The sequence below is a fragment of the Shewanella sp. Koi 1 genome (assembly GCF_052907445.1).
In genome coordinates this window covers 1,016,087-1,037,155 of the sequence record NZ_JBREJM010000001.1, presented here as the reverse complement: position 1 = coordinate 1,037,155, position 21,069 = coordinate 1,016,087, and the positions used below count along the sequence as shown (strand labels likewise).

The window sequence follows — 21,069 nt, the reverse complement described above, 5'->3', positions numbered from 1 at the left end:
GCAATTTGTCACCCGATTGCGTACTTTGGACTCAACTTAGCTGTAGTAAAGGTAATCATTTTATGGCGATATCTCTCCATCGAGCCAGCCAAACACTGGCAGACATTCGCAACCAGTTGTCAAAGCGCATTCTGATTTTAGACGGCGCCATGGGCACTATGATCCAAGGCTACAAGCTGGAAGAAGCCGATTACCGTGGCGAGCGTTTCAAGGATTGGCATACCGACGTTAAGGGCAATAACGATCTTTTAGTGCTCACGCAGCCAGATATCATCAAACAAATTCACATCGACTACCTTAAAGCCGGTGCGGATATTATTGAAACCAATACCTTTAACGCCACCACTATCGCCATGGCCGACTACGATATGCAGTCGCTGTCCGCCGAAATTAACCGCGAAGGTGCGCGCCTCGCCCGTGAGGCCTGTGATGAAATCGAGCAAGCCACGGGTAAGCCACGTTATGTCGCCGGTGTGTTAGGGCCCACTAACCGCACTTGCTCTATCAGCCCCGATGTTAACGATCCAGGCTTTCGCAATATCCATTTCGATGAGTTAGTGACCGCTTACTGCGAATCGACCCGCGCCCTGATAGAAGGCGGCGCCGATATCATTATGGTTGAGACCATTTTCGATACCTTAAACGCTAAGGCCGCCTTATTTGCCATCGAAACCGTGTTCGATGAACTCTTTGGACCAAATTCACCAGTGCGTTTGCCAGTTATGATCTCCGGCACCATTACCGATGCCTCGGGCCGAACCCTGACCGGACAAACCACCGAAGCCTTTTATAACTCCCTTCGCCATATCAAGCCCTTATCCATCGGCCTTAACTGTGCCCTCGGCCCTAAGGAGCTGCGCACCTACGTCGAAGAATTATCTCGCATCGCCGAATGTTATGTGTCGGCGCACCCTAACGCGGGTCTACCAAACGAGTTTGGCGGTTACGATGAAACCCCAGAGGATATGGCGAGCGTTATCCAAGAATGGGCCCGTGAAGGCATGCTCAACATTATCGGCGGCTGCTGTGGTAGCACGCCCGAGCATATTAAGGTCATTCGCGAAGCTGTAGAGCCCTTTGCCCCACGGCTATTACCCGAGATCCCCGTCGCCTGCCGTCTATCGGGTTTGGAACCGCTCACTATCGACGCCCAAACCCTATTTGTGAACGTGGGTGAACGTACCAACGTCACAGGCTCGGCCAAGTTTTTAAAACTGATCAAAGAAGGTAAGTTCGAGCAGGCGCTCGATGTCGCCCGTGAACAGGTAGAAAGCGGCGCGCAGATCATCGACATCAACATGGACGAAGGCATGCTCGATGGCGTCGAGGTGATGCATAAGTTCTTAAATCTTATCGCCTCTGAGCCGGATATCAGCCGGGTGCCGATTATGATCGACTCCTCTAAGTGGGAGGTGATTGAAGCGGGCCTCAAATGTATTCAAGGCAAGGGAATTGTGAACTCTATCTCCTTGAAGGAAGGCGAAGAGAAGTTTATCGAGCAGGCAACCCTAGTAAAACGCTACGGCGCCGCGGCCATTATTATGGCGTTCGACGAGCAAGGTCAGGCCGACACTAAGGCGCGCAAAGTCGAGATCTGTACCCGCGCCTACCGCGTGCTAGTCGATAAGGTCGGCTTTCCGCCCGAAGACATTATCTTCGACCAAAAATATCTTCGCCATTGCCACGGGTATCAATGAGCACGATAACTATGCCGTCGATTTTATTGAAGCCATTAAAGAGATTAAGGCCACCCTGCCCCACGCGATGATTTCCGGCGGGGTGTCGAACGTGTCGTTCTCCTTCCGCGGTAACAACCCAGTGCGTGAGGCGATTCACGCGGTATTCCTGTACCACGCGATTAAAGTCGGCATGGACATGGGTATCGTCAACGCGGGTCAGCTAGCGATTTACGATGATATCGACCCCGAGCTTAAGGATAAGGTCGAGAACGTGGTGCTCAACCTGCCCTGTCCAGTTGAAGACTCAAACAATACCGAACAATTGCTTGAGATTGCTGAAAAATTCCGGGGCGATGGCTCAAGTAGTGCGAAAAAAGAAGATTTAGAATGGCGCTCATGGCCGGTTAATCAACGTCTCGCCCATGCGCTGGTCAAAGGTATCACCGAATTTATCGACGAAGATACCGAAGCGGCGCGCCAACTTGCCTCACGGCCTTTGGATGTGATTGAAGGCCCGCTGATGGACGGTATGAATATCGTCGGCGACCTGTTTGGCTCGGGCAAAATGTTCCTGCCACAGGTGGTGAAGTCGGCGCGGGTGATGAAAAAAGCCGTGGCCTACCTCAACCCCTTTATCGAGCAAGAGAAGGTCGAAGGCCAATCTAACGGTAAGATTTTGATGGTGACCGTAAAAGGCGATGTGCACGATATCGGCAAAAATATTGTCGGCGTGGTGCTCGCCTGTAACGGTTTTGAGGTGTTCGATTTAGGCGTAATGGTGTCGGTAGAGCGCATTCTCGAGGCGGTTAAAGAACACAATATCGATATTATCGGCATGTCGGGGCTGATTACCCCAAGCCTTGATGAGATGGTGCACAATGTGAAAACCTTCCACCGTGAAGGTCTTACCATTCCAGCGATTATCGGCGGCGCGACCTGCTCGAAAATCCATACCGCGGTGAAGATTGCGCCCCATTATCCCCATGGCGCGATTTACATTGCCGACGCCTCACGCGCCGTGCCTATGGTCAGCAAGCTAATCAGCAATGAAACTCGCCAAGCCACTATCGATGAGACCTACGCCGAATACGAAGAGATGCGCGTTAAGCGTTTATCGCAAACCAAGCGTAAGGAAATTGTCTCGCTGGAAGCCGCCCGCGAAAACCGCTGCCAGCACGACTGGGCAAACTACACCCCGTTCAAGCCCAATGTGCTGGGTCGCCAAGTATTTGAAGACTATCCATTAACCGATTTAGTCGACCGTATCGACTGGACGCCTTTCTTCCGCGCCTGGGAGCTGCACGGCCATTTCCCCGAGATCTTAACCGACAACGTAGTGGGGGTTGAGGCGCAGAAGCTGTTCGCCGATGGTCAGGCGATGCTTCAAAAAATCATCGATGAAAAATGGCTCACCGCCAAGGGCGTGATTGGGTTATTCCCCGCCAATACCGTCGGCTTCGATGATATTGAGCTATATACCGACGAGACTCGCACCGAAGTCGAAATGACCACCCATCACCTGCGGATGCAGCTTGAGCGTGTGGGTAACGATAACTTCTGTCTGGCCGACTTTGTGGCGCCAAAAGACAGCGGCGTAGCCGACTATATGGGCGGCTTTGCCGTGACCGCTGGCCATGGTATCGATGAGCATATCGCCCGCTTTGAGGCGAACCATGATGACTACAATGCCATTATGCTCAAGTGTTTAGCCGACCGTTTAGCCGAAGCCTTTGCCGAGCGGATGCACGAGCGTGTGCGTAAGGAATTCTGGGGTTATGCCGCCGATGAACAGCTCGATAACGAAGCCTTAATTCGTGAGAAATACAAAGGGATCCGCCCCGCACCGGGTTACCCCGCTTGCCCGGATCACACAGAAAAAGGCCTGTTGTGGGAACTGTTAAAGCCGAATGAAACCATCGACTTAAACATTACTGAAAGTTACGCCATGTTCCCGACCGCCGCGGTATCAGGCTGGTACTTTGCCCACCCGAAATCCCGCTACTTTGGCGTGACCAATATTGGCCGCGATCAGGTGGAGGATTACGCGAAGCGTAAGGGGATGACTGTTGCAGAGACGGAGAAGTGGCTGGCGCCAGTGTTGGATTATGACCCTGAGTAATCAGGATCGAGCTTACGCTAACGCGGTTTGAAAAGCTGATTCAAACTTCGTTTGAAATTTTAAATCAAAATCAAAGTCGTGGGGCTTCACCCCACACCCGATGTTGCTGGTTCGTTTTGCATTGCGAACTAGCAACCATATCGCTGTAAAGTAATGGTGCAACTCATTGCCTGCCGCAGGCTTTCGCACTGTTACCCCAGTGACACGCCGTAAATACATCCTTGTAGGCTCTACTAAAACATCCATGTTTTAGAAGGTCACTGGTGCAACAGTGCCCTATCTGGTGTACCTATCAGTTTCAGCATATATTTTGTGGGCTAATTAATTAAAATATTAGCCACAAAAAGAGTGGCTTCGTACTTATTCGAAAATCGCTAACGCTTCCGCTAGGGCATCCCCTTGACGTAAAACAGAGAGTCCGAAAGCTAGCTCGGCATCCATGCCGAGACTCACGCAATTTATTCCAACGCCCAGCGGCAACTTCGCAGGGGATAGGTGAACTTCTGCTGCTTTAGTGTTGCCTCTAGCCATGCAAAGCAAATCGAGTAATCTTTACTACCAATTTTAGAAATTTAACTAGGATGGCTCATGAAACCTGAGGGAAGCCTCCCTTGCCTAAACTAGTTCGACAAGGCGAGATTAATCCAACAACATCGCCTTAAGTCAAAAATGCCCCATTCCGATATTAAGTATTTAATTATGCTTTAAACGCCTAAAAAACAACGTAATCAATAGCATCAACAATGTGAAATCCATAGTCCCACCACCGCCTTCGGATGATTTTTCAGGTTCACCAGTATCATTAACGATAAATGTCACATCAAACGTCAACTCTGCACCTGAAGGGTCTGTTGCGGTGACCGTCATCAAGTATTGACCTTTAGTCTTAACTGCACCGTGGAATATTCCATCCTCACTAGCTATTAATCCATTAGGTACATTCTTATATGTATAAGTCACAGCCTCTCTATCAGGATCGACAACAATTCCTGAAAGCACACCGTAATACTGTTGATCCTTCTCAAGATACTGAATACCAATCTCCGCAGTTAACATAGGAGCATCGTTAACGTTAGTCGGAGTAATATAAAAGATCTCTGTAGATAATGGAGGAATATTCACTCTCACTTGAATGGGACTGGCTGGTGTTGGATCAATTAAATTTTTTGAGGCAAACATATCTTCATTAGTAAAAGTCCCACGAATATATTCACCATCCCAAATCAATCTTTCATGTATATATTCAGCTTGAAAACCGGTAACCACAAGATTGTTTCCATTTAGAAAATGCTTCTTAATATTTATCGCCAAAGGAACATCTTGAACAGCTGGAATAGAGCCTTTAGGTAAACCACCTTTATATATAAGAGGGTTAGGGTTAGAGAGGGTAAACGTTGTAATATTAGGTGACATTAGGTTAACGAAAAAACCTTTCTTGTCATCAGTGAGCTGAAACCAACCATCTGCAATAGCATACACCTGGGAAGACTTATAAAAATACTTTTCTTCATCATCAAACACATAAGAATTTCTTCCAGAGCGTTCAATAAAATAATTTTCACTCTTTAAATAAATAGCTTCTTTGGGATAACTAACACTATTCTTCATTTTTGACAGAACAAATTTATTATCATCTGGTGAGTATTGATAATGCAGAAGCATATCACTACCTACTATAAGCTCTTTCCCATCATTAATTGTATATATAGCTTCAACACCACTAAATCTAGATGAATCAACTCTTTCTGGGATAACAATTTCTTGAAAAACTACAAAATCATTAATGTCAGATTGCCATTTAAGGACATACAACTTTGGCTCTACCTTCGTTTCATTAATCCCGACCCTTTCTGGATAGAAGATAATTTCATCACGGCCCTCTAATCGATATAGCTTGTAGGTACTATTTGATATGAGCGATTTATCAGCTAAGATTTTTTTTCGATCGCAAGAATCTATCTCACCATTTCCACTTAAATTACAAACACTGTAATCGTAACTGACTTTTCCACTCAGAGTATCATCATGATTTGGATGCAAAGCAACAATGGTATTATTATTTACAAATTCAACCTGTTCTACATATGAACCGTACTGACCTGAACTAGATGAAAATTCTACTTCTTGAGACAATGATAAATCATTACCTTCAAGAGTAAATCTAACTAATTTTCTAGCTCCATCATAATTTGACTCAGATAAGGCGTAATAGTTTTTATTATATTCACCTATAGGTTCCACATTAATATAACCAACGAGATCTGATGCTATACCAAAACTGGCTGAGCTAATATAATCCACTCCATTATTATCAACATTATACTTCCATAAGTAAATTCTTTTATCAGCAGAAAATTCATCACCAGCAGTACCAGATATTATTATTTCGTTTTTAGCCTCAGAGAAAGCCACCTTTAAGAATGATTTAGGCAGGTTATTTTCATACGTCTTATCAATTGAATAAGGACTTTCAACCGCTATAGCTGATACTGAAATAATAGATAAAATAACTAATACACTTCTATACATACAGATACCTCTCCTAACATCAGTATAATTACTAGTTGAACAACATAAATCATAAGTAACAGGTCGCAGGAGAATTTTAAGTATCTAAGTTAAGAACAAGATACATCTTCCTGATGCAAGTGAACTGAATCGAGGTCACGATTAAGTTTCATCCTTGTTAAAAACCTAAGATAACGTTCTGTTTAATATCTGTCTACCACTTTCACATTACAAATTAAGTAGTTAAGTAATACCTAATTTGGGTACTTAACTTTTAAAAACAAGCTTACAACTCCATAGCCTAAGGAATACACCATCCCCTCGGAGTTGCCGCAGGGCGAATAGACAAATTGCGTGAGTCTCGCTATGGATGGCGAGCTAGCTTTCGCAGGTGCAGGGACGCATCCTTCGGAAGCGATAGCAAATTTGGCAATGAGCACAAGGGGCTTTCAACTCCGTTGGGGCGTCTTGGAGCATCCAAGGAGGATAGGACGAGCAGTCCTCCTTGGTCGGGTGTGGGTTGAAGCCCCACGACTTTAAACATATCTCGGCCGATAGGCCGCAATAAACAGATCACAGCAATAACATTGCTAATTCACACCAAGCAAACCAGCAATATCATCGGCTGTGGGGTGAAGCCCCACGACTTTGATTTTTCTCGGCCGTAAGGCCACAGCAAATGTGCCCCCGCATCACAAAATTCCCTTTTGCAATTCGGCAATCCCTAACCTTGTAGATGCTTCCCAAAAAAATCCAAGGTTCTTGCCCATGCGAGCTCGGCGGTTGGCTCATCGTAGCGAGCGGTGGAATCATTATGGAAACCATGGTTCACATTGGGATAGAGGTAGGCAATATACTCGGCCTTGTTAGCCTTTAATTGGGTTTCGTACTCGGCCCAAGTGTCGTTAATCCGTTGATCTAAAGCGGCAAATTGCAACATCAGCGGGCCTGTGACTCGGCTGCGTAGCTCTGTTGCCGCTGGGGTGCCATAAAAAGACACGCCAGCAGCGAGTTCGTCGGGAATACTGGCGGCGAGCATATTGACTATGTAGCCACCAAAGCAGAAACCGACGGCGCCGAGTTTGCCATTACTCTGGGGATGCGCCTTTAAAAAACGCGCGGCGGCGATAAAGTCCTGCTCGATTTTGGATCTGTCGAGGCTGGCTTGCATGGCGCGGCCCGCATCGTCATTACCGGGATAGCCGCCGAGGCTATAAAGGGCGTCGGGGGCGAAGGCGATATAACCCTTGGCCGCTAAGCGGCGGGCCACATCTTCGATATAGGGATTCAGGCCACGGTTTTCATGTACCACTAACACCACGGCGGCCTTTTTAGTGGGGTCCAAGGTCTTAGGATCGCCCGCCTCTTTACCGGGAATAAGCATAGAAGCTGGCATCACTAAATAACCGCGGCCTTCGCCATAGCCCTCGGGGGAGGGAAACTTCACATAACTGGCTTGAATGCTGGGATCGTTAAAGGAGACTTGTTCGGCTAAGGCATAGTTGGGCATGAGTGCGCCAGTGAGCGTTGTCATGGTAAACCCCAGTGCCACAAGACCCGCGAGGCGAGCCATAAACTCGCGGCGGTCGATGATGCCGTGGGCATATTCATCATACCAATCAAAGGCCTCCTGCGGGATAGGCTGCGAAGCATGCGCGTTATTGTCGGACTTGGGTTGTGGGCTCATCGTTCTTTCTCCATTGAACAAGCTACCACAGGTTTATCTTCCCTAGCTTGTGAGTTATCTAGCGGCGTTAACAAGAGTAAAGTATGAAGCCTTATCAGGGCAATCGGCTTTCTCACCTTATACCACTATTCATCATGCAAACTTACGACTGATCTTGCCCCCAAATTGGCATGAGCTTTTTATTCCCTAGGGGCATTTTTGTGTATAATGTCGCCAATTTCTAGATTAATAGATTTACATTTCAACAACATAAGTTGCCAATGGAGTTCAAATGGCTATAGGGATATGCAGGGTAATTTGTACCAGTCTCACGCTCACCTTGGGATTAACGGCGTGCGATAGCGCTGGCTCCAATAAATCGGGGAGCATCCCCAGCGCGCGCGAATATCAGGTGATTTCGACCCTCAGCATCAATGACGGTATCGAAACCCAAAAGCACATGCAGGGACGCGTGCTACTGAATTACCAGTTGCAGGATGCTCAGGGTAAAGCGACTAGCTTAACTACACCGTTAACCAATAATGCCCACTTCTTCGTTCAGCCGAGCCTGATGCAATTAAGCGATCGCGGCCTGCCTATTCCGATCAGTAATATCGATCCGAAAAACAGCGGCAAAGAACTCACCTCCATCATTCAAGCGGGCTTTAATCTCGAGCTGAAAAATGGTGACAACAATCGGCTTACGCCCGTTACCAAGATAGGAAAGAAGGATATCGCCGAGCTGTTTAACCGCTGGGCGAGCCTTAAGTCCCTACTTGAGCAATCGCCTACCCTGCCCGTGCAGCTTGAGCCCCGCGTGGGTTATAGCGCCAGCGCCCCCATGGATGAGCGGTTAATCTGGACGGTTGAGCAAGTGAGCGACGATAGCTTGCTGGCCGTATTACAGACTAAACAGCAACAGGGCGAAAACAGTCATCTTAAGGTCTACGGCAAGTTCGAGCTTAACCGTAAAACCGGTTGGTTAGAGAGCATGGCGCTGTTTAAACAGGATGAACAGAGGGGTAAAACCTTTGTCCAGCGTATCGTTATGGCACCTAAGGATCGCCCCGATGTGATGAGCCTGCTTTGGTATGCCGATGACAACTACGATGCCGAGCGGGATATAGATGATAAGCAAAAAGAGCTTTATCACATCAGCGATGTGCCGCGGGAATACAAGCCTATCGACAAGGCATTTATCCAATCCTTATTAGCTGATCATCAAGGGATTATTGATAATATTGGCGACTGGGGCAGCGATACTCCCGAGGAGATCCAACTGCGCTTTGTGCATGCCATGAGTCCGCAATATGTGGTCGGTAATATGCGCTATGAGGACATCACCGCCTTTGATGAGAGCGGAAAAGCGTTAGATCTCAACTTCTGGCAACACAGCACGGGGGCGGCGGTCAATTTCAGCCGCAACATTGAGTCGTCGACCAACATTATCGCCACGGGTTGGGATAACACCGCCGATAAACTCAAGCGGATAAGTTATATCAACGCTAAGCTCACCTTAGTTCCCGAGGCGAATAGCATCATCGATAAATCCTGGGACGAACTGCTCGCTACGCCCTATACCTTTGGCGATGCCAGCCTCACGATTCAGCCCCTAGATGCCAACGCTAAGCTATTTAAAGTAGTCATCAAGCAGAGCGACAGCCACAAGATCCACCTCGGTCTTCAGCAGTTAACAGGCAAAATGGCCTATGCCAGCCCCGAATCAGAATATCCCAAGTGGCTCACCCTGACCGATAAAGAACTGCTAACGGAATTGACCAGTGCCAATGATAGTCATCCGCTGACCACCAACGCACTTCTACTTAAGTTAGACGAAATCCCTAAAACCTTAGTGTTAGTGACGAGTCAACCCCAACCTGAGCTTAGCCAAAGCAAGCAGATCCGTTTTGTTCCCGAAGCCGAGTACAACCAAAATCTTGCCAATCCCCTGAGCGAGTTCGGTAGCGTCAGTATCGGCGACTCCTTCTCGGATAAATTGGCAGAGGCAAAGCCTGAAATCAGTGCGGTGAAGGATATAAAAACGGCGACTGAAAATGGCCACAACTTGTCTATCCCCATGTCTGCCGCGTTAGCGACAGCCTGTAAGCCCGAAATAGCACAAGGTTTTAATGAAGGCACACAGACGGTGGCTTGGCAGTTTGTGCCCAATGGGCCCGAAGGCGCGGCTTACCATTTGATGACACCCGACCGCGTGCGCCAGTACTTCTACGATAAGCGCATTCAAGGCACTATCCATTGCAAAGGCGATATCCACTGGCAAACCTTGCCGCAATCTGTCACCGAGCGCCCTTGGTTAATCGATTTACAAACCTGGCTGACCGATACGGGTTATGGCAAGGAGCCGAGTAAAGAGCTGCCCAATTACATCAGAGTCGAGAATGCTCAAGGCAAGCCACTAACGATTCGTTTGCCCGAAGAGACAGAGTATAGGATTGATGAGGTGCTGTTAGATGGCCGCTATTTAAGTGTGACAGGCGCCGCCGCTAAGGTGAGTTATATGACTATCTCCCAAGAAGCCGTCGATATTCCCTATGAATTCACCTTTAAACCTTTGCCTTAAGGAGCGGTTATGCGTCCATTTACTGTAAAACTGCTCCTAGGAGCGCTCACCCTTATCAGTACCCATGCCAATGCGGAAAAGGTATTACTCGATGCCAATTGGAATGTCATCAAGGATGAGAAAAAAGCTCTGTACTATTTTGAGCAACCCGTTGATCAGACTGATGGTTACTACAAGGTCGAGGTTTACTACAAAGAAAAGAATAGGCTTTTCTGCTCAACGGCCATCGCCGATAAAAATATTGGTAAGGCACTCACTAGCGAGCAATTTCGCGGGCCTTATCAATGTCACTTCGACGATGGAACCCCCTACGAACAGGGCTTTCGTAACGCGCAAGGTCAGCTCGATGGTGTCATCAAAAAGTACATTGCCACGGGTCAGTTATATACAGAGTCGCACTATGAAAATGGTGTAAAACAAGGCCAAGAAACGGGTTATTGGAATGGAGGCAATATCCGCAACAAAACCACCTATAAAGATGGCCAAGCCGTCGGTATCAGCGAAAATTTTAGTCCCGAAGGTGAAGTCACCGCCAAAATCTGCCATGACCCCACCTGCGTCAGCCAATATTTTAATCTAGGCAAACTCAACCGAGAGGAACATAAGGTTGATGGCCTACTGCAAGGCACAGAGACCACTTGGGGGCTAAATGGGCAAGTCATCTCGACTCAAGAGTGGTTTAAAGATAAAAAACACGGCGATTATTTTAGCTATTTTGACAATGGCAAGGTAGAGCACCACTTCCAGTATCAACAGAATTATAAGGTCGGTGAGCAGCTTACTTATTTTGAAAATGGCCAGCTCAAATTAAAGGAAGTGACCAACGATAAGGGCGACGTCATCCAGTCCATCGAATACGATGACAAGGGTGTGATAAAACGCACCGCCGACAGCAAATACCAAGGTAATCGCTGGGTTTATCGCAAACAGCAGCGCTATCGCGACGGCCAATTGATTGAGACTCAAGAAGAGGACAAACTCAAAAACGGGTCGCTCTCTGAAACCTTCAAACAAGGCTTGTTAATCGAGCGTCAGGAGCTACTCAATAAGCAATTGAATGGCTTACAAATCAAATCCTTTGACTACAACGATGTCATCACCCTCACCCGTGAATATTATCAGGCGGGTAAGCGTGAAGGCGCCTATGAGACGGTGAAAATTGAGCCTGCCACGGGTAAAAGTCAGCTGGTAGAGCAAGGCCAGTATGCCAAGGATAAACAAGCAGGCACTTGGAAGAAATTTCAAGATGACGCCACCATCACCTATAGTCACGATGATAATGGCCAGCTCCACGGTGAATACCTCAACAGGACCAACTCAGGGCAGTTGCTTGAATCCATGCACTTTAAACATGGCAAACCCGATGGTTTAGTCCAGCGTTACGCCAGCAATGGCCAAGTGTACGAAAAAGGCGAATACCTTAATGAACTGCGCCAAGGCGATTGGGTATTCACCGATAACGAATTCCAATATCGCCCAAGGCCGAATCCTGAAAGACGCTCTTGGCATGGTCGCTTCGACAAGGGTAAGCAAGTCGGCCACTGGGAACTGCGTACAGTCGAGGATTATGTGCTTGAAATTGCTAACTATGACGACCAAGGTAACTTGCATGGTAAGCAATACCAGTTTGAGAATAATGGCTCGATACAGGTGATTAATCATTACAATCACGGCCAGTTTTTAAATCAGGAAACACCGCCGCCCGTCTTACCCGTTGAAGATAGCGTGTTTCCTTTTTATTAACGAAAGCAGGTGGCGTTAAGCTGTTTAGCTTAACGCCAATCGCGTAAACTAATTCGCCGTGCACTCGGCCAAAGTGCACAGCATCAACATAGTGTAAACGTAGGATTCTTATACTGGCCGCCCATTGCGCGGCCCTAAGATCCACAGCAAGGGACCAGCATGTACAACTCGCCATTTCGCTTTATTAGCCTTGCCATTGCCGGGATCAACCTAGTCGGCGTCCATGCACAGGCGGCGCAAAATCTCTCCTCCATGATGGTCGAAATTCGCCAGCAGGACGGTATTCCCAGCTATTACAATCTCGCCACGGGCATGCCCTTAAATGGTGATATCGCCATCGTTCGCGACAACCAAGGTTATACCTTAGGGCAATTTTCGCAGGGGATACCGAATGGGAAATGGCAGGTTTTTCATAGTAATAACAGCAGAATTGTCGAAGGTAACTATCAACTCGGTTACCAAGATGGCACCTGGCGACTGTTCGACTTAGATGGCGCCATGACCGAGGAGCAGCAATTTGCCAAGGGAGTCCCCGTTGGCGAATGGAAGGAATTTAACGCCACGGGCAATGTTACCCAAAGCACCCTATATAAAAATGGCCAAAAGTCTCAGGTCAAACGATTCTTCCCGAGTGGCAAATTACAGGCGCAGGAAAGCTACCTCGATAACCTTCGCCACGGTAAATGGGAAAGCTTTTATGAAAACGGCACCCTCTCCCAAAGCCAAACCTACGCTAATAACCAACTCTCAGGCCCCTACCTCGAGCAAAATGCCGAGGGCCAAGTCGTTGTAAGTGGCCGCTTCGATGCCGACGGCCGCCGCCAAGGTTTATGGGAAACCTTTTTCGACGATGGCACTAAGGCCAGTGCCAGCCAATTTAATCTCGATAAACTCGAGGGTGAAGAACGCACCTTTTATCCCAGTGGCGAACTGGCAAGCCTGTGCCACTATCAAGCCGGGCTTCGCCACGGTAAATGCCAACAATTCAATGAACTGGGAAAACTCCAAGTGGAGGAGCAATACCTCAACGATGTGCTAGAGGGGCGCCAGCAATACTTTAACCTTGAGGGTGTGCTGACCAGCGATTTGAACTACAAGCAGGATATGCTCGCCGGCACGCAAAAGTATTTCCACGCCAACGGCCAACTGAAAGAGCTGCGTACCTATCAGAACTCGCAACTGGCCGATAATGGTCAATATCCCTTGCATGGCCCCTCTGAGCGTTATGATGCGGACGGTAATCTTATCGAAAAAAGCAGCTACAACATGGGCTTGAAGGATGGATTATTTGAACGCTATAACGGCGGTAAACTGCAAACCGCAGAGGTATGGAAGCTAGGTCAAAGAGACGGAGAATTCCGTCGTTACCACACCAATGGCCAGCTCCGCAGCTTAGATGTGTATGTCGATGGCAAACTCACTGGCCGCTCCGAATCCTACTATGAGGATGGCTCGGTGAATGAACGCGGTGAGCGCATCGAAGGCGCCTGGGTCGGTAAATACGAATCCTTTTACGACAATGGCAAGCCAAGAGAACTCGCCCACTACGCCCGCACGAAAGCGGATAACAGCAATAGCTATCCCCGCGATGGCCACTTTAGCCGTTGGTACTACAATGGCGATCTCAATGAGGAAGGAGATTATCAAAACGGCGTTAAAGAAGGACTGTGGATCCAATATCAGCAGGGGCAAAAACAAAAAGAACAGACCTTTGTTAACGGCAAACTCAATGGCGACTATGCCGAGTATTACCAAGGTCGACGCCGCGTCACTGGCCAATATGAGGATAATCAAAAAACCGGTCTCTGGATTGATTATCGCTACGAAGCCAAAGACCCAACCTACGGCACAATCCCCGAGGGCAATATCAGCCAGAAAAACCATTGGAAGGATAATAAGCGTAACGGCACAAGCGAGTACTACAGCTTTAAGCAAGTGGTTTATCGTTTAGAAACCTATGATAACAATGATAAAACGGGCACCTATGCCGAATATTATCCTAATAATGGCCAGCTCAAACTGAGCGGTACTATGGATAAAGGTCAGCAAACGGGACTGTGGGAAAGCTGGTATGAGGATGGCATTTTAGCCGCCAGCAGCGAGTTTTTAGATAACCAACAGCATGGCAGCAGCAAAGAGTATTACAACAATGGCCAGCTCAAACTCGAAGCCCAATACACTAAAGGCGAGCTCGACGGCGAGCGCAGGGAATACCACCAAAATGGTAAACCTAAACTGAGTGAAACTTGGTTAAAGGGTCAGAAGGAAGGCGATGCCAGCTATTACCACACCAATGGCAAACTCGCCGAACAGGGCACTTATCTTAAGGATCGCAGGGAAGGCTTATGGCAGCAATTTTGGCCCAGTGGCGAAAAACGCAGTGAAGGCAGCTATATCGCCGACCGCCAAGCGGGGGATTGGAGCCACTACGATCAGCTCGGTAAGTTGATTAATACCGAGCATTTCTAATAGCTTACTCTACCGTTCCGATTCAACCCTCAGTGTTTAAAGATTGCTGAAGCTGCCTGTTTACGGTCAACTTCGGCAATCACCTTAGGCTGTTATTTATGCTGTATGGCCGCCTTTCGCGTTGGCCGTAGCAGGCTCCCAAGCAATAATCCACAGCCTAAACCGCCAAGGTGCGCGGCATTATCCACGCCGCCAAAGAGCCCCATCACAAGACTGGCAGAGACGAATAGGGCCAGATTCAGGGCGAGTGGCATATTGTCCGCCAAAGGCAATAAGCCCAACCATATCCAGATAATCAACACGCCAAATAGCCCCATGATGGCGCCCGAGGCTCCGATACTGATCGTCGCCTCGTACCAGCCTATGCTGGCCAGGCTCGCCACTAAGCCACAGCACAAATAGACCCCGAGCAAACGCCATTTACCCAACAACGGCTCCAAAAACATCCCCGCAAAAAACAGCCCATATAAATTAAAAACCAAATGCATCAGGCCGCCATGCAAAAACACATTACTGAGTAAACGCCAAACTTGCTGCTCAAGCACCAACTGCCGAAGGTTTGCACCCCAATCGAGTAACACGCTGTTTGGAAAAGCGATAAAGTGTTGACTGGCAAAGGCCATCAATACAAATATCAAGCTGTTGATATAGAGCAAGATAGGCGTGATAACAAAGCCCTGCCGAGGTTTAAATTCGGCTAAAAAGCCATAGAGCTCCGCCTTAGGTTTTTCTAGGCTTAGCTGTGCCGCCTTAGACGCCTGTGTCTCATCCAGCTTTAACATCAGACTCATCAACAACCACAGAATGGCCCCAAAGCTTAACCAAGTGATAATCCACGCCAGTTTATGGCCATTACGCGCCTCGAAGGGTTGATTCACTGGCATCAAGACGGTTTGATAACCCTCGAAGTAGACTGAGCTTTTTTGGGCTGCGGAGAGTAACTGAGTGTAACGGCTTGACGGGCCGATACGGTCAAGATAGACAAAGTCATCAGGGTTTAAGGCATTAAACTCTTGTTGGCTATGATGAATAAACTCTTGAAATAGCGCTTCTTTCTCCCGCTGTTCGAGTCGATTACTGATCGTTTTCTCATAAACTTTGCCATACCATGCCAAGGCCTTAGCACCGACCCGCCAACTCTCGTTACGTTTAGCGAAAATTGGCATCGCAATATACAGGCTCATGCGCAGCTCACTGTTGCCCTTACCTATGGGTTCAATATTGCGCTGCACCCCTATATGTTTTTTGTCGATATAAAACTGATTTAATTGGTAATACTTGGTCTGCGGCTGATGCAATAGTGCATTGATGGACTCGAGTTGAGTCAACTTGCCCGTTGCGCTATTAAGGTATTCCTGCGCCACGATAGTAGGCACGCCCAGCAACAGCGCGGCAATCACAAAATAGATAAAACGGCTATTACTCTTGGTAAAGCGGAATAACTTGAGCCTCGGCCTTAAATAGAAAAACAGCAAGGGCCAAGGCAATATCAGCGGCAACCAGAAATTGATAATCGATTCGTCAATGCTCAGTAGTTGGAACTCGATAATCAACAACCAATGGAGCAAGCTGTAACCTGAGACAAATAGCAGGCAGAGCAGTATCAAGGGCACATAGATCAACTGGATTTTTTTTAAGATTAACGCCACACGCATATCATCCTTGAGAGAAAAATCCCGCCAATGATACGGCGTATCGCCACACAACGCACCCTTAGCGGGATGATTGCTTGAATTTTAATGAAGCCAATCAATCCTCTACAACAAAAGTGCTAGAAAAATGACAACAAAAAGGCCAGAACGATTCTGGCCTTTTTATTGAGTGGATAAGCAATTAATGCCTGCTTAGGTCTCGCTGACTTTGGCAAACTGCTGCTGGCTACGCTGCTTTTTATACTGCTTAGCTTCGGCTGGGATAGGAGTCACTTTGCCTGTTTCTAACCAGTTACGTAAACGGTTAGCATCCGCCATATGGGTGTATTTACCATAGGCATCGAGCACCACAAAGGCCACTTGGCGTTTAGCCATTTCGGTACGCATCACTAAACAATGGCCAGCTTCATTGGTAAAGCCAGTTTTAGTGAGGTGAATGTTCCAGTTATCTTTGTAAACCAAACGGTTAGTGTTTCTAAAGTCGAGGCTGTACTTAGGTTTGCCAAAGGTGACGGTTTTCTTTTCGGTCGAGCTTAACTGACCTAACATGGGGTAGCCTTCACTGGCCTTGAGTAACACCACTAGATCGCGGGCACTCGAAACGTTTTTCTCTGACAGCCCAGTCGGCTCCACAAAACGAGTATTCTTCATGCCTAGGGCTTTTGCCTTAGCGTTCATCGCCTTAATAAAGGCCTTATGACCACCGGGATAATGGTGGGCAAGACTCGCCGCCGCACGATTTTCTGATGACATTAATGTCAGCAATAACATATCTTTACGGCTAATTTCACTGCCGATACGCACTCGAGAGTAGACACCGCGCATTTCCTTAGTGTCATTAATATTGATGGCAAGCTTTTCATCCATAGGCAACTTAGCATCTAAAGTCACCATAGCGGTCATCAGTTTAGTCACTGAGGCAATAGGCCTTACGGCATCGGGATTACTGGAATAGAGAATTTCGTTGGTTTTTAGATCCACCACCAGCGCACTATTGGCGGCCACTTCCTGCTGTTTTGCAGGTTTTTTTTTCGCCGTGGCGGTGCTTTTTGTAGTGACAGAGGCCGAATCGGCAGAATGCGCTGTCGCGGCAACAGTTAAACTGCTGCATACCAAGATAAAACTACCAAGCAGAGAAGGGATCTTCATGTAGGTTTCACTGAGTCGTTAAATAAGTCGAATGTGCTACGCACAAGGTTGAAGCTAAGTATAAGAGGTCTGTGGAAAAAGGAATAGAATCCCCATCGACTTTTATCAGTAATATCAGCACTTTTTAGCCTAAATTTGCAGAAACTTTCTGAATTTTCATTTACTAAAAATTTCGCTAATTAAGTACTTAATACCAATAAAAATTCAATAATTAACAATCAATACTGAAAATAATGTCATTTTCAGTATGACAATCCAAAAAACTGCGATTAGGAGAGACTTTTTAGTCGCTACTCGTTGGCAATCAAGCAAATCGCTAACTCAATAAATGCCTCAAAGCGGGAAGGTAAAGGTCGGGTGTTTTTGTGCACTAAATACCGTGACTCCTGCACTTTTTGCTCAAGCTCTACCGCCCATAGACTTTCCCTAGGGATAAAGGCGTTGATCGTGCTCAAGGGAAGCACAGTAAAGCCAATGCCTTTGGCAACCGGCAGTAAGATTTGATTGAGCTGATTAACATAACCCCTGCGTGGGATCTGCTGGGCGATGCCACTGGCATGTCGCTTACTCCCTTGGGCAGTGAATGTAACGTCAGTCTCGCCGAAATTGGCCCTGAGGACTTGCTGCAGATAATATTGCCCATCGGGATGATCAATAAAACCAATATGTTCAAGGCATCCTCTATCTAACGGCATACTCTGATACTGGCTTGGCAGCACTAAGGCTAACTCCGCATAGCCTATGGCCTGATAACTGAGCTCTGTTTCATCTGTGCGCTTAGTGACAATGCCCACATCGAGCTGGTTATTTAAAATGCCCGACACTATACGTTGGTTAGGCGCCGCCTCTAGCATCACATTCAAGCCGGGATGCTGAATTTGTCTCTCTAGAAAATGCGGATAGAGCAAACTTGCTATCGCCCCCGAGCAGCCAAAACGGCACTCACCAATATAGCGATCGTCGGTTTGCAATCGTGCTAACAGCTCTGTTTCGGCTTGTCGATATTCACGGGCATGTTGATAGAGAATGCTACCCGCCTCTGTCAACTCAAAGCGCTTGCCCTGCCGCAGTATCAGGGACACACCTACTTGTTCTTCCAACTTTTTAATATGTTGGCTAACGCCAGGTTGAGTCATAAACAGCTTTTTAGCCGTCAGAGTAAAGTGCCCAACCTCAATCAAGGTCACGAAGGTCTGCAGCCACTGTTGATTCAGCATATGCACTCTCTATCGATAATTTCATCTCAGCAATAATAAACAAAAATTATCAAAATAAGAAAATTTGATAATTTTTAATTGTTAATAGAACGCCATAGACTTACTCCATCGCCTCAGAAGCAGTGATGATTCGGCTTTTGGGCACATAACATTCGCACTAGGAGTTAATATGAATACACCTTATCCACGCACATTTTCGCATATTGGTATTTCAGTCCCGGATCTCGAAGCAGCGGTTAAGTTTTACACTGAGGTACTCGGCTGGTATCTGATCATGCCGCCAACCGAAATTATTGAAGACAACTCGGCTATTGGTGAGATGTGCACCGACGTATTTGGTCCTAATTGGGGCTCTTTTAAGATTGCTCATTTATCGACGGGCGACCGAATTGGCGTCGAGCTATTCCAATTCGCGAATCAAGTGAACCCAGAGAACAACTTTGAATATTGGAAAACCGGCGTATTCCATTTCTGCGTGCAAGATCCCAATCTTGAAGAACTTGCCGAAAAAATTGTCGCCGCCGGTGGTAAGAAACGTATGAAGGAACCGAGATATTATTATCCAGGCGAAAAGCCGTACCGCATGATCTATATGGAAGATCCCTTTGGTAATATCCTCGAAATATATAGCCATAGCTATGAGCTACATTATGCCAGCGGTGCCTATCAATAAGTCATGGCTCTTGAATAATACCCATAAAAAAACCAGCCATTAGGCTGGTTTTTTTATGATTGCTTTATGCGCTGTTGGGGCTGACGTTTAATCAACAACCCCAATAAGGCTTAGGCCTGTGGGCGCATTGCTGGGAACAGGATCACGTCACGGATAGTGTGAGTGTTAGTGAATAGCATCACTAAACGGTCGATACCGATACCTTGACCCGCTGTTGGTGGTAAACCGTGTTCCAGTGCAGTGATGTAGTCTGCATCGTAGAACATGGCTTCGTCGTCCCCCGCGTCTTTCGCATCAACCTGCGCCTTAAAGCGGCTGTCTTGGTCTTCAGCATCGTTTAACTCGCTGAAACCGTTAGCCACTTCACGGCCACCGATGAAGAACTCGAAACGATCAGTGATGAAGTGATTGTCATCGTTACGACGTGCCAGTGGCGAAATGTCCGCTGGGTAGCCAGTGATGAAAGTCGGTTGCATTAACTGCCATTCAGCAGTTTCACCGAAGATTTCTTCTAATAGCTGACCGCAGGTCCAGAACTTCTCGATCTTGATGCCTAGGCTGATAGCCAGTTCACGCATGAATTCAAGATCTTTCACTTGCTCGTAAGTCATGGCTTGGATAGTCGCGTTGTCAGGATTGTACTTCTGAATCGCTTCTAACATGCTTAAACGGGCATATGGGCCACCGAAATCAACGGTGTGCTCGCCGTATGGCATTTGCGCGCTGCCTAACAGTTCAATCGCGATAGAGCTTAACAGTTCTTCGGTTAAGTCCATCAGATCTTTGTAGTCTGCATAGGCCATATAGAATTCCATCATAGTGAATTCTGGGTTATGGCGTGGCGACAGACCTTCGTTACGGAAGTTACGGTTGATTTCGAACACACGCTCAAAACCACCTACCACTAAACGCTTGAGGTATAACTCTGGCGCGATACGCAGGTACATTGGCATGTCCAGCGCATTGTGGTGAGTGATAAATGGACGGGCTGAAGCGCCGCCTGGGATCACGTGCATCATTGGGGTTTCAACTTCCATGAACTCTTTTTTGATCATGAAGTTACGGATAGCTGCAACCACTTTAGAACGCATAACGAAGGCTTGACGAGATTCTTCGTTAACGATTAAGTCCACATAACGTTGGCGGTAACGAGTTTCTTGGTCAGTTAGGCCGTGGAATTTTTCTGGCAGAGGACGCAGTGCTTTAGTCAGCAGTTGGTACTCTTCCATGTTCACGTACAGATCGCCTTTACCAGACAAGTGCAACTGACCAGTTACGCCGATGATGTCACCGATATCCAGACCTTGGTATTTATCCTTCAGATCCGCTTGAACGCCCTTTTCAGCGTAAGCTTGGATACGACCAGACACGTCTTGGATCACCAGGAATGGGCCACGTTTTGCCATGATACGGCCAGCGATGCTGGTTTTAAAACCTAAGGCTTCGAGTTCTTCCTTAGTGTTTTGACCGTATTTTTCCTGCAACTCAGCCGCTTTGTGGGTGCGACGGAAAGTATTAGGGTGAGCATTAGCGCTGCAGTTCGGGCGAATGCTTTCTAGCTTGGCACGACGCTCGGCAATCAGTTTGTTTTCATCTTGTACTTGTTCAGTCAT

The 21,069-nt window shown here is 47.3% G+C and carries 10 protein-coding genes and 1 pseudogene; 5 read left to right on the top strand and 6 right to left on the bottom strand.

Features of this window, described 5'->3' with window-relative positions; genetic code table 11:
• Positions 1-62 precede the first annotated feature (62 nt).
• Positions 63-3,798: pseudogene (gene metH, locus ACUZ8J_RS04580) on the top strand (methionine synthase).
• Positions 3,799-4,491: 693 nt separating this feature from the next.
• Here metH and ACUZ8J_RS04575 read toward each other — a convergent pair.
• Together ACUZ8J_RS04575 and ACUZ8J_RS04570 are read right to left on the bottom strand one after the other, a co-directional pair.
• Positions 4,492-6,327: a putative Ig domain-containing protein gene (locus ACUZ8J_RS04575; RefSeq protein ID WP_446693203.1), complete on the bottom strand. Its 1,836-nt coding sequence runs from the start codon at positions 6,325-6,327 to the stop codon at positions 4,492-4,494.
• A gap of 703 nt (positions 6,328-7,030) precedes the next feature.
• Positions 7,031-7,993: a dienelactone hydrolase family protein gene (locus tag ACUZ8J_RS04570; RefSeq protein WP_446693202.1), complete on the bottom strand. Its 963-nt coding sequence runs from the start codon at positions 7,991-7,993 to the stop codon at positions 7,031-7,033.
• Positions 7,994-8,264: 271 nt separating this feature from the next.
• Between ACUZ8J_RS04570 and ACUZ8J_RS04565 the strand changes: the two genes are divergently transcribed.
• The 3 genes from ACUZ8J_RS04565 to ACUZ8J_RS04555 all read left to right on the top strand — a co-directional run bounded on the left by ACUZ8J_RS04565 (position 8,265) and on the right by ACUZ8J_RS04555 (position 14,765).
• Positions 8,265-10,553: a hypothetical protein gene (locus tag ACUZ8J_RS04565; RefSeq protein ID WP_446693201.1), complete on the top strand. Its 2,289-nt coding sequence runs from the start codon at positions 8,265-8,267 to the stop codon at positions 10,551-10,553.
• A 9-nt stretch (positions 10,554-10,562) separates the two neighbouring features.
• The gene (locus tag ACUZ8J_RS04560) at positions 10,563-12,296 is read left to right on the top strand and encodes a toxin-antitoxin system YwqK family antitoxin (protein WP_446693200.1); all 1,734 of its coding nucleotides are present in this window, start codon (positions 10,563-10,565) and stop codon (positions 12,294-12,296) included.
• Positions 12,297-12,455: 159 nt separating this feature from the next.
• Positions 12,456-14,765 carry a toxin-antitoxin system YwqK family antitoxin gene (locus ACUZ8J_RS04555; RefSeq protein WP_446693199.1) on the top strand — a complete coding sequence of 770 codons (2,310 nt, stop codon included), beginning with the start codon at positions 12,456-12,458 and terminating at the stop codon, positions 14,763-14,765.
• Between the two features lie 92 nt (positions 14,766-14,857).
• On the opposite strand, the gene ACUZ8J_RS04550 is transcribed toward ACUZ8J_RS04555, so the two are convergent.
• The 3 genes from ACUZ8J_RS04550 to ACUZ8J_RS04540 form a co-directional block, all read right to left on the bottom strand.
• Positions 14,858-16,420, bottom strand: coding sequence for a rhomboid family intramembrane serine protease (locus ACUZ8J_RS04550; protein ID WP_446693198.1), 1,563 nt, complete (start codon positions 16,418-16,420; stop codon positions 14,858-14,860).
• 189 nt (positions 16,421-16,609) lie between these two features.
• Positions 16,610-17,566, bottom strand: coding sequence for a D-alanyl-D-alanine endopeptidase (gene pbpG / locus ACUZ8J_RS04545; protein WP_446693197.1), 957 nt, complete (start codon positions 17,564-17,566; stop codon positions 16,610-16,612).
• Positions 17,567-17,856: 290 nt separating this feature from the next.
• Positions 17,857-18,783, bottom strand: a complete 927-nt coding sequence (locus ACUZ8J_RS04540; protein WP_446693196.1) for a LysR family transcriptional regulator — start codon at positions 18,781-18,783, stop codon at positions 17,857-17,859.
• Positions 18,784-18,952: 169 nt separating this feature from the next.
• Between ACUZ8J_RS04540 and ACUZ8J_RS04535 the strand changes: the two genes are divergently transcribed.
• Complete coding sequence (locus tag ACUZ8J_RS04535) at positions 18,953-19,456, top strand: lactoylglutathione lyase family protein (RefSeq protein WP_099456919.1); 504 nt, start codon at positions 18,953-18,955, stop codon at positions 19,454-19,456.
• A gap of 110 nt (positions 19,457-19,566) precedes the next feature.
• Here ACUZ8J_RS04535 and lysS read toward each other — a convergent pair whose 3' ends face one another.
• Positions 19,567-21,069 (bottom strand): lysine--tRNA ligase, encoded by a 1,503-nt coding sequence (gene lysS / locus ACUZ8J_RS04530; RefSeq protein WP_086902673.1) that lies wholly within the window; start codon positions 21,067-21,069, stop codon positions 19,567-19,569.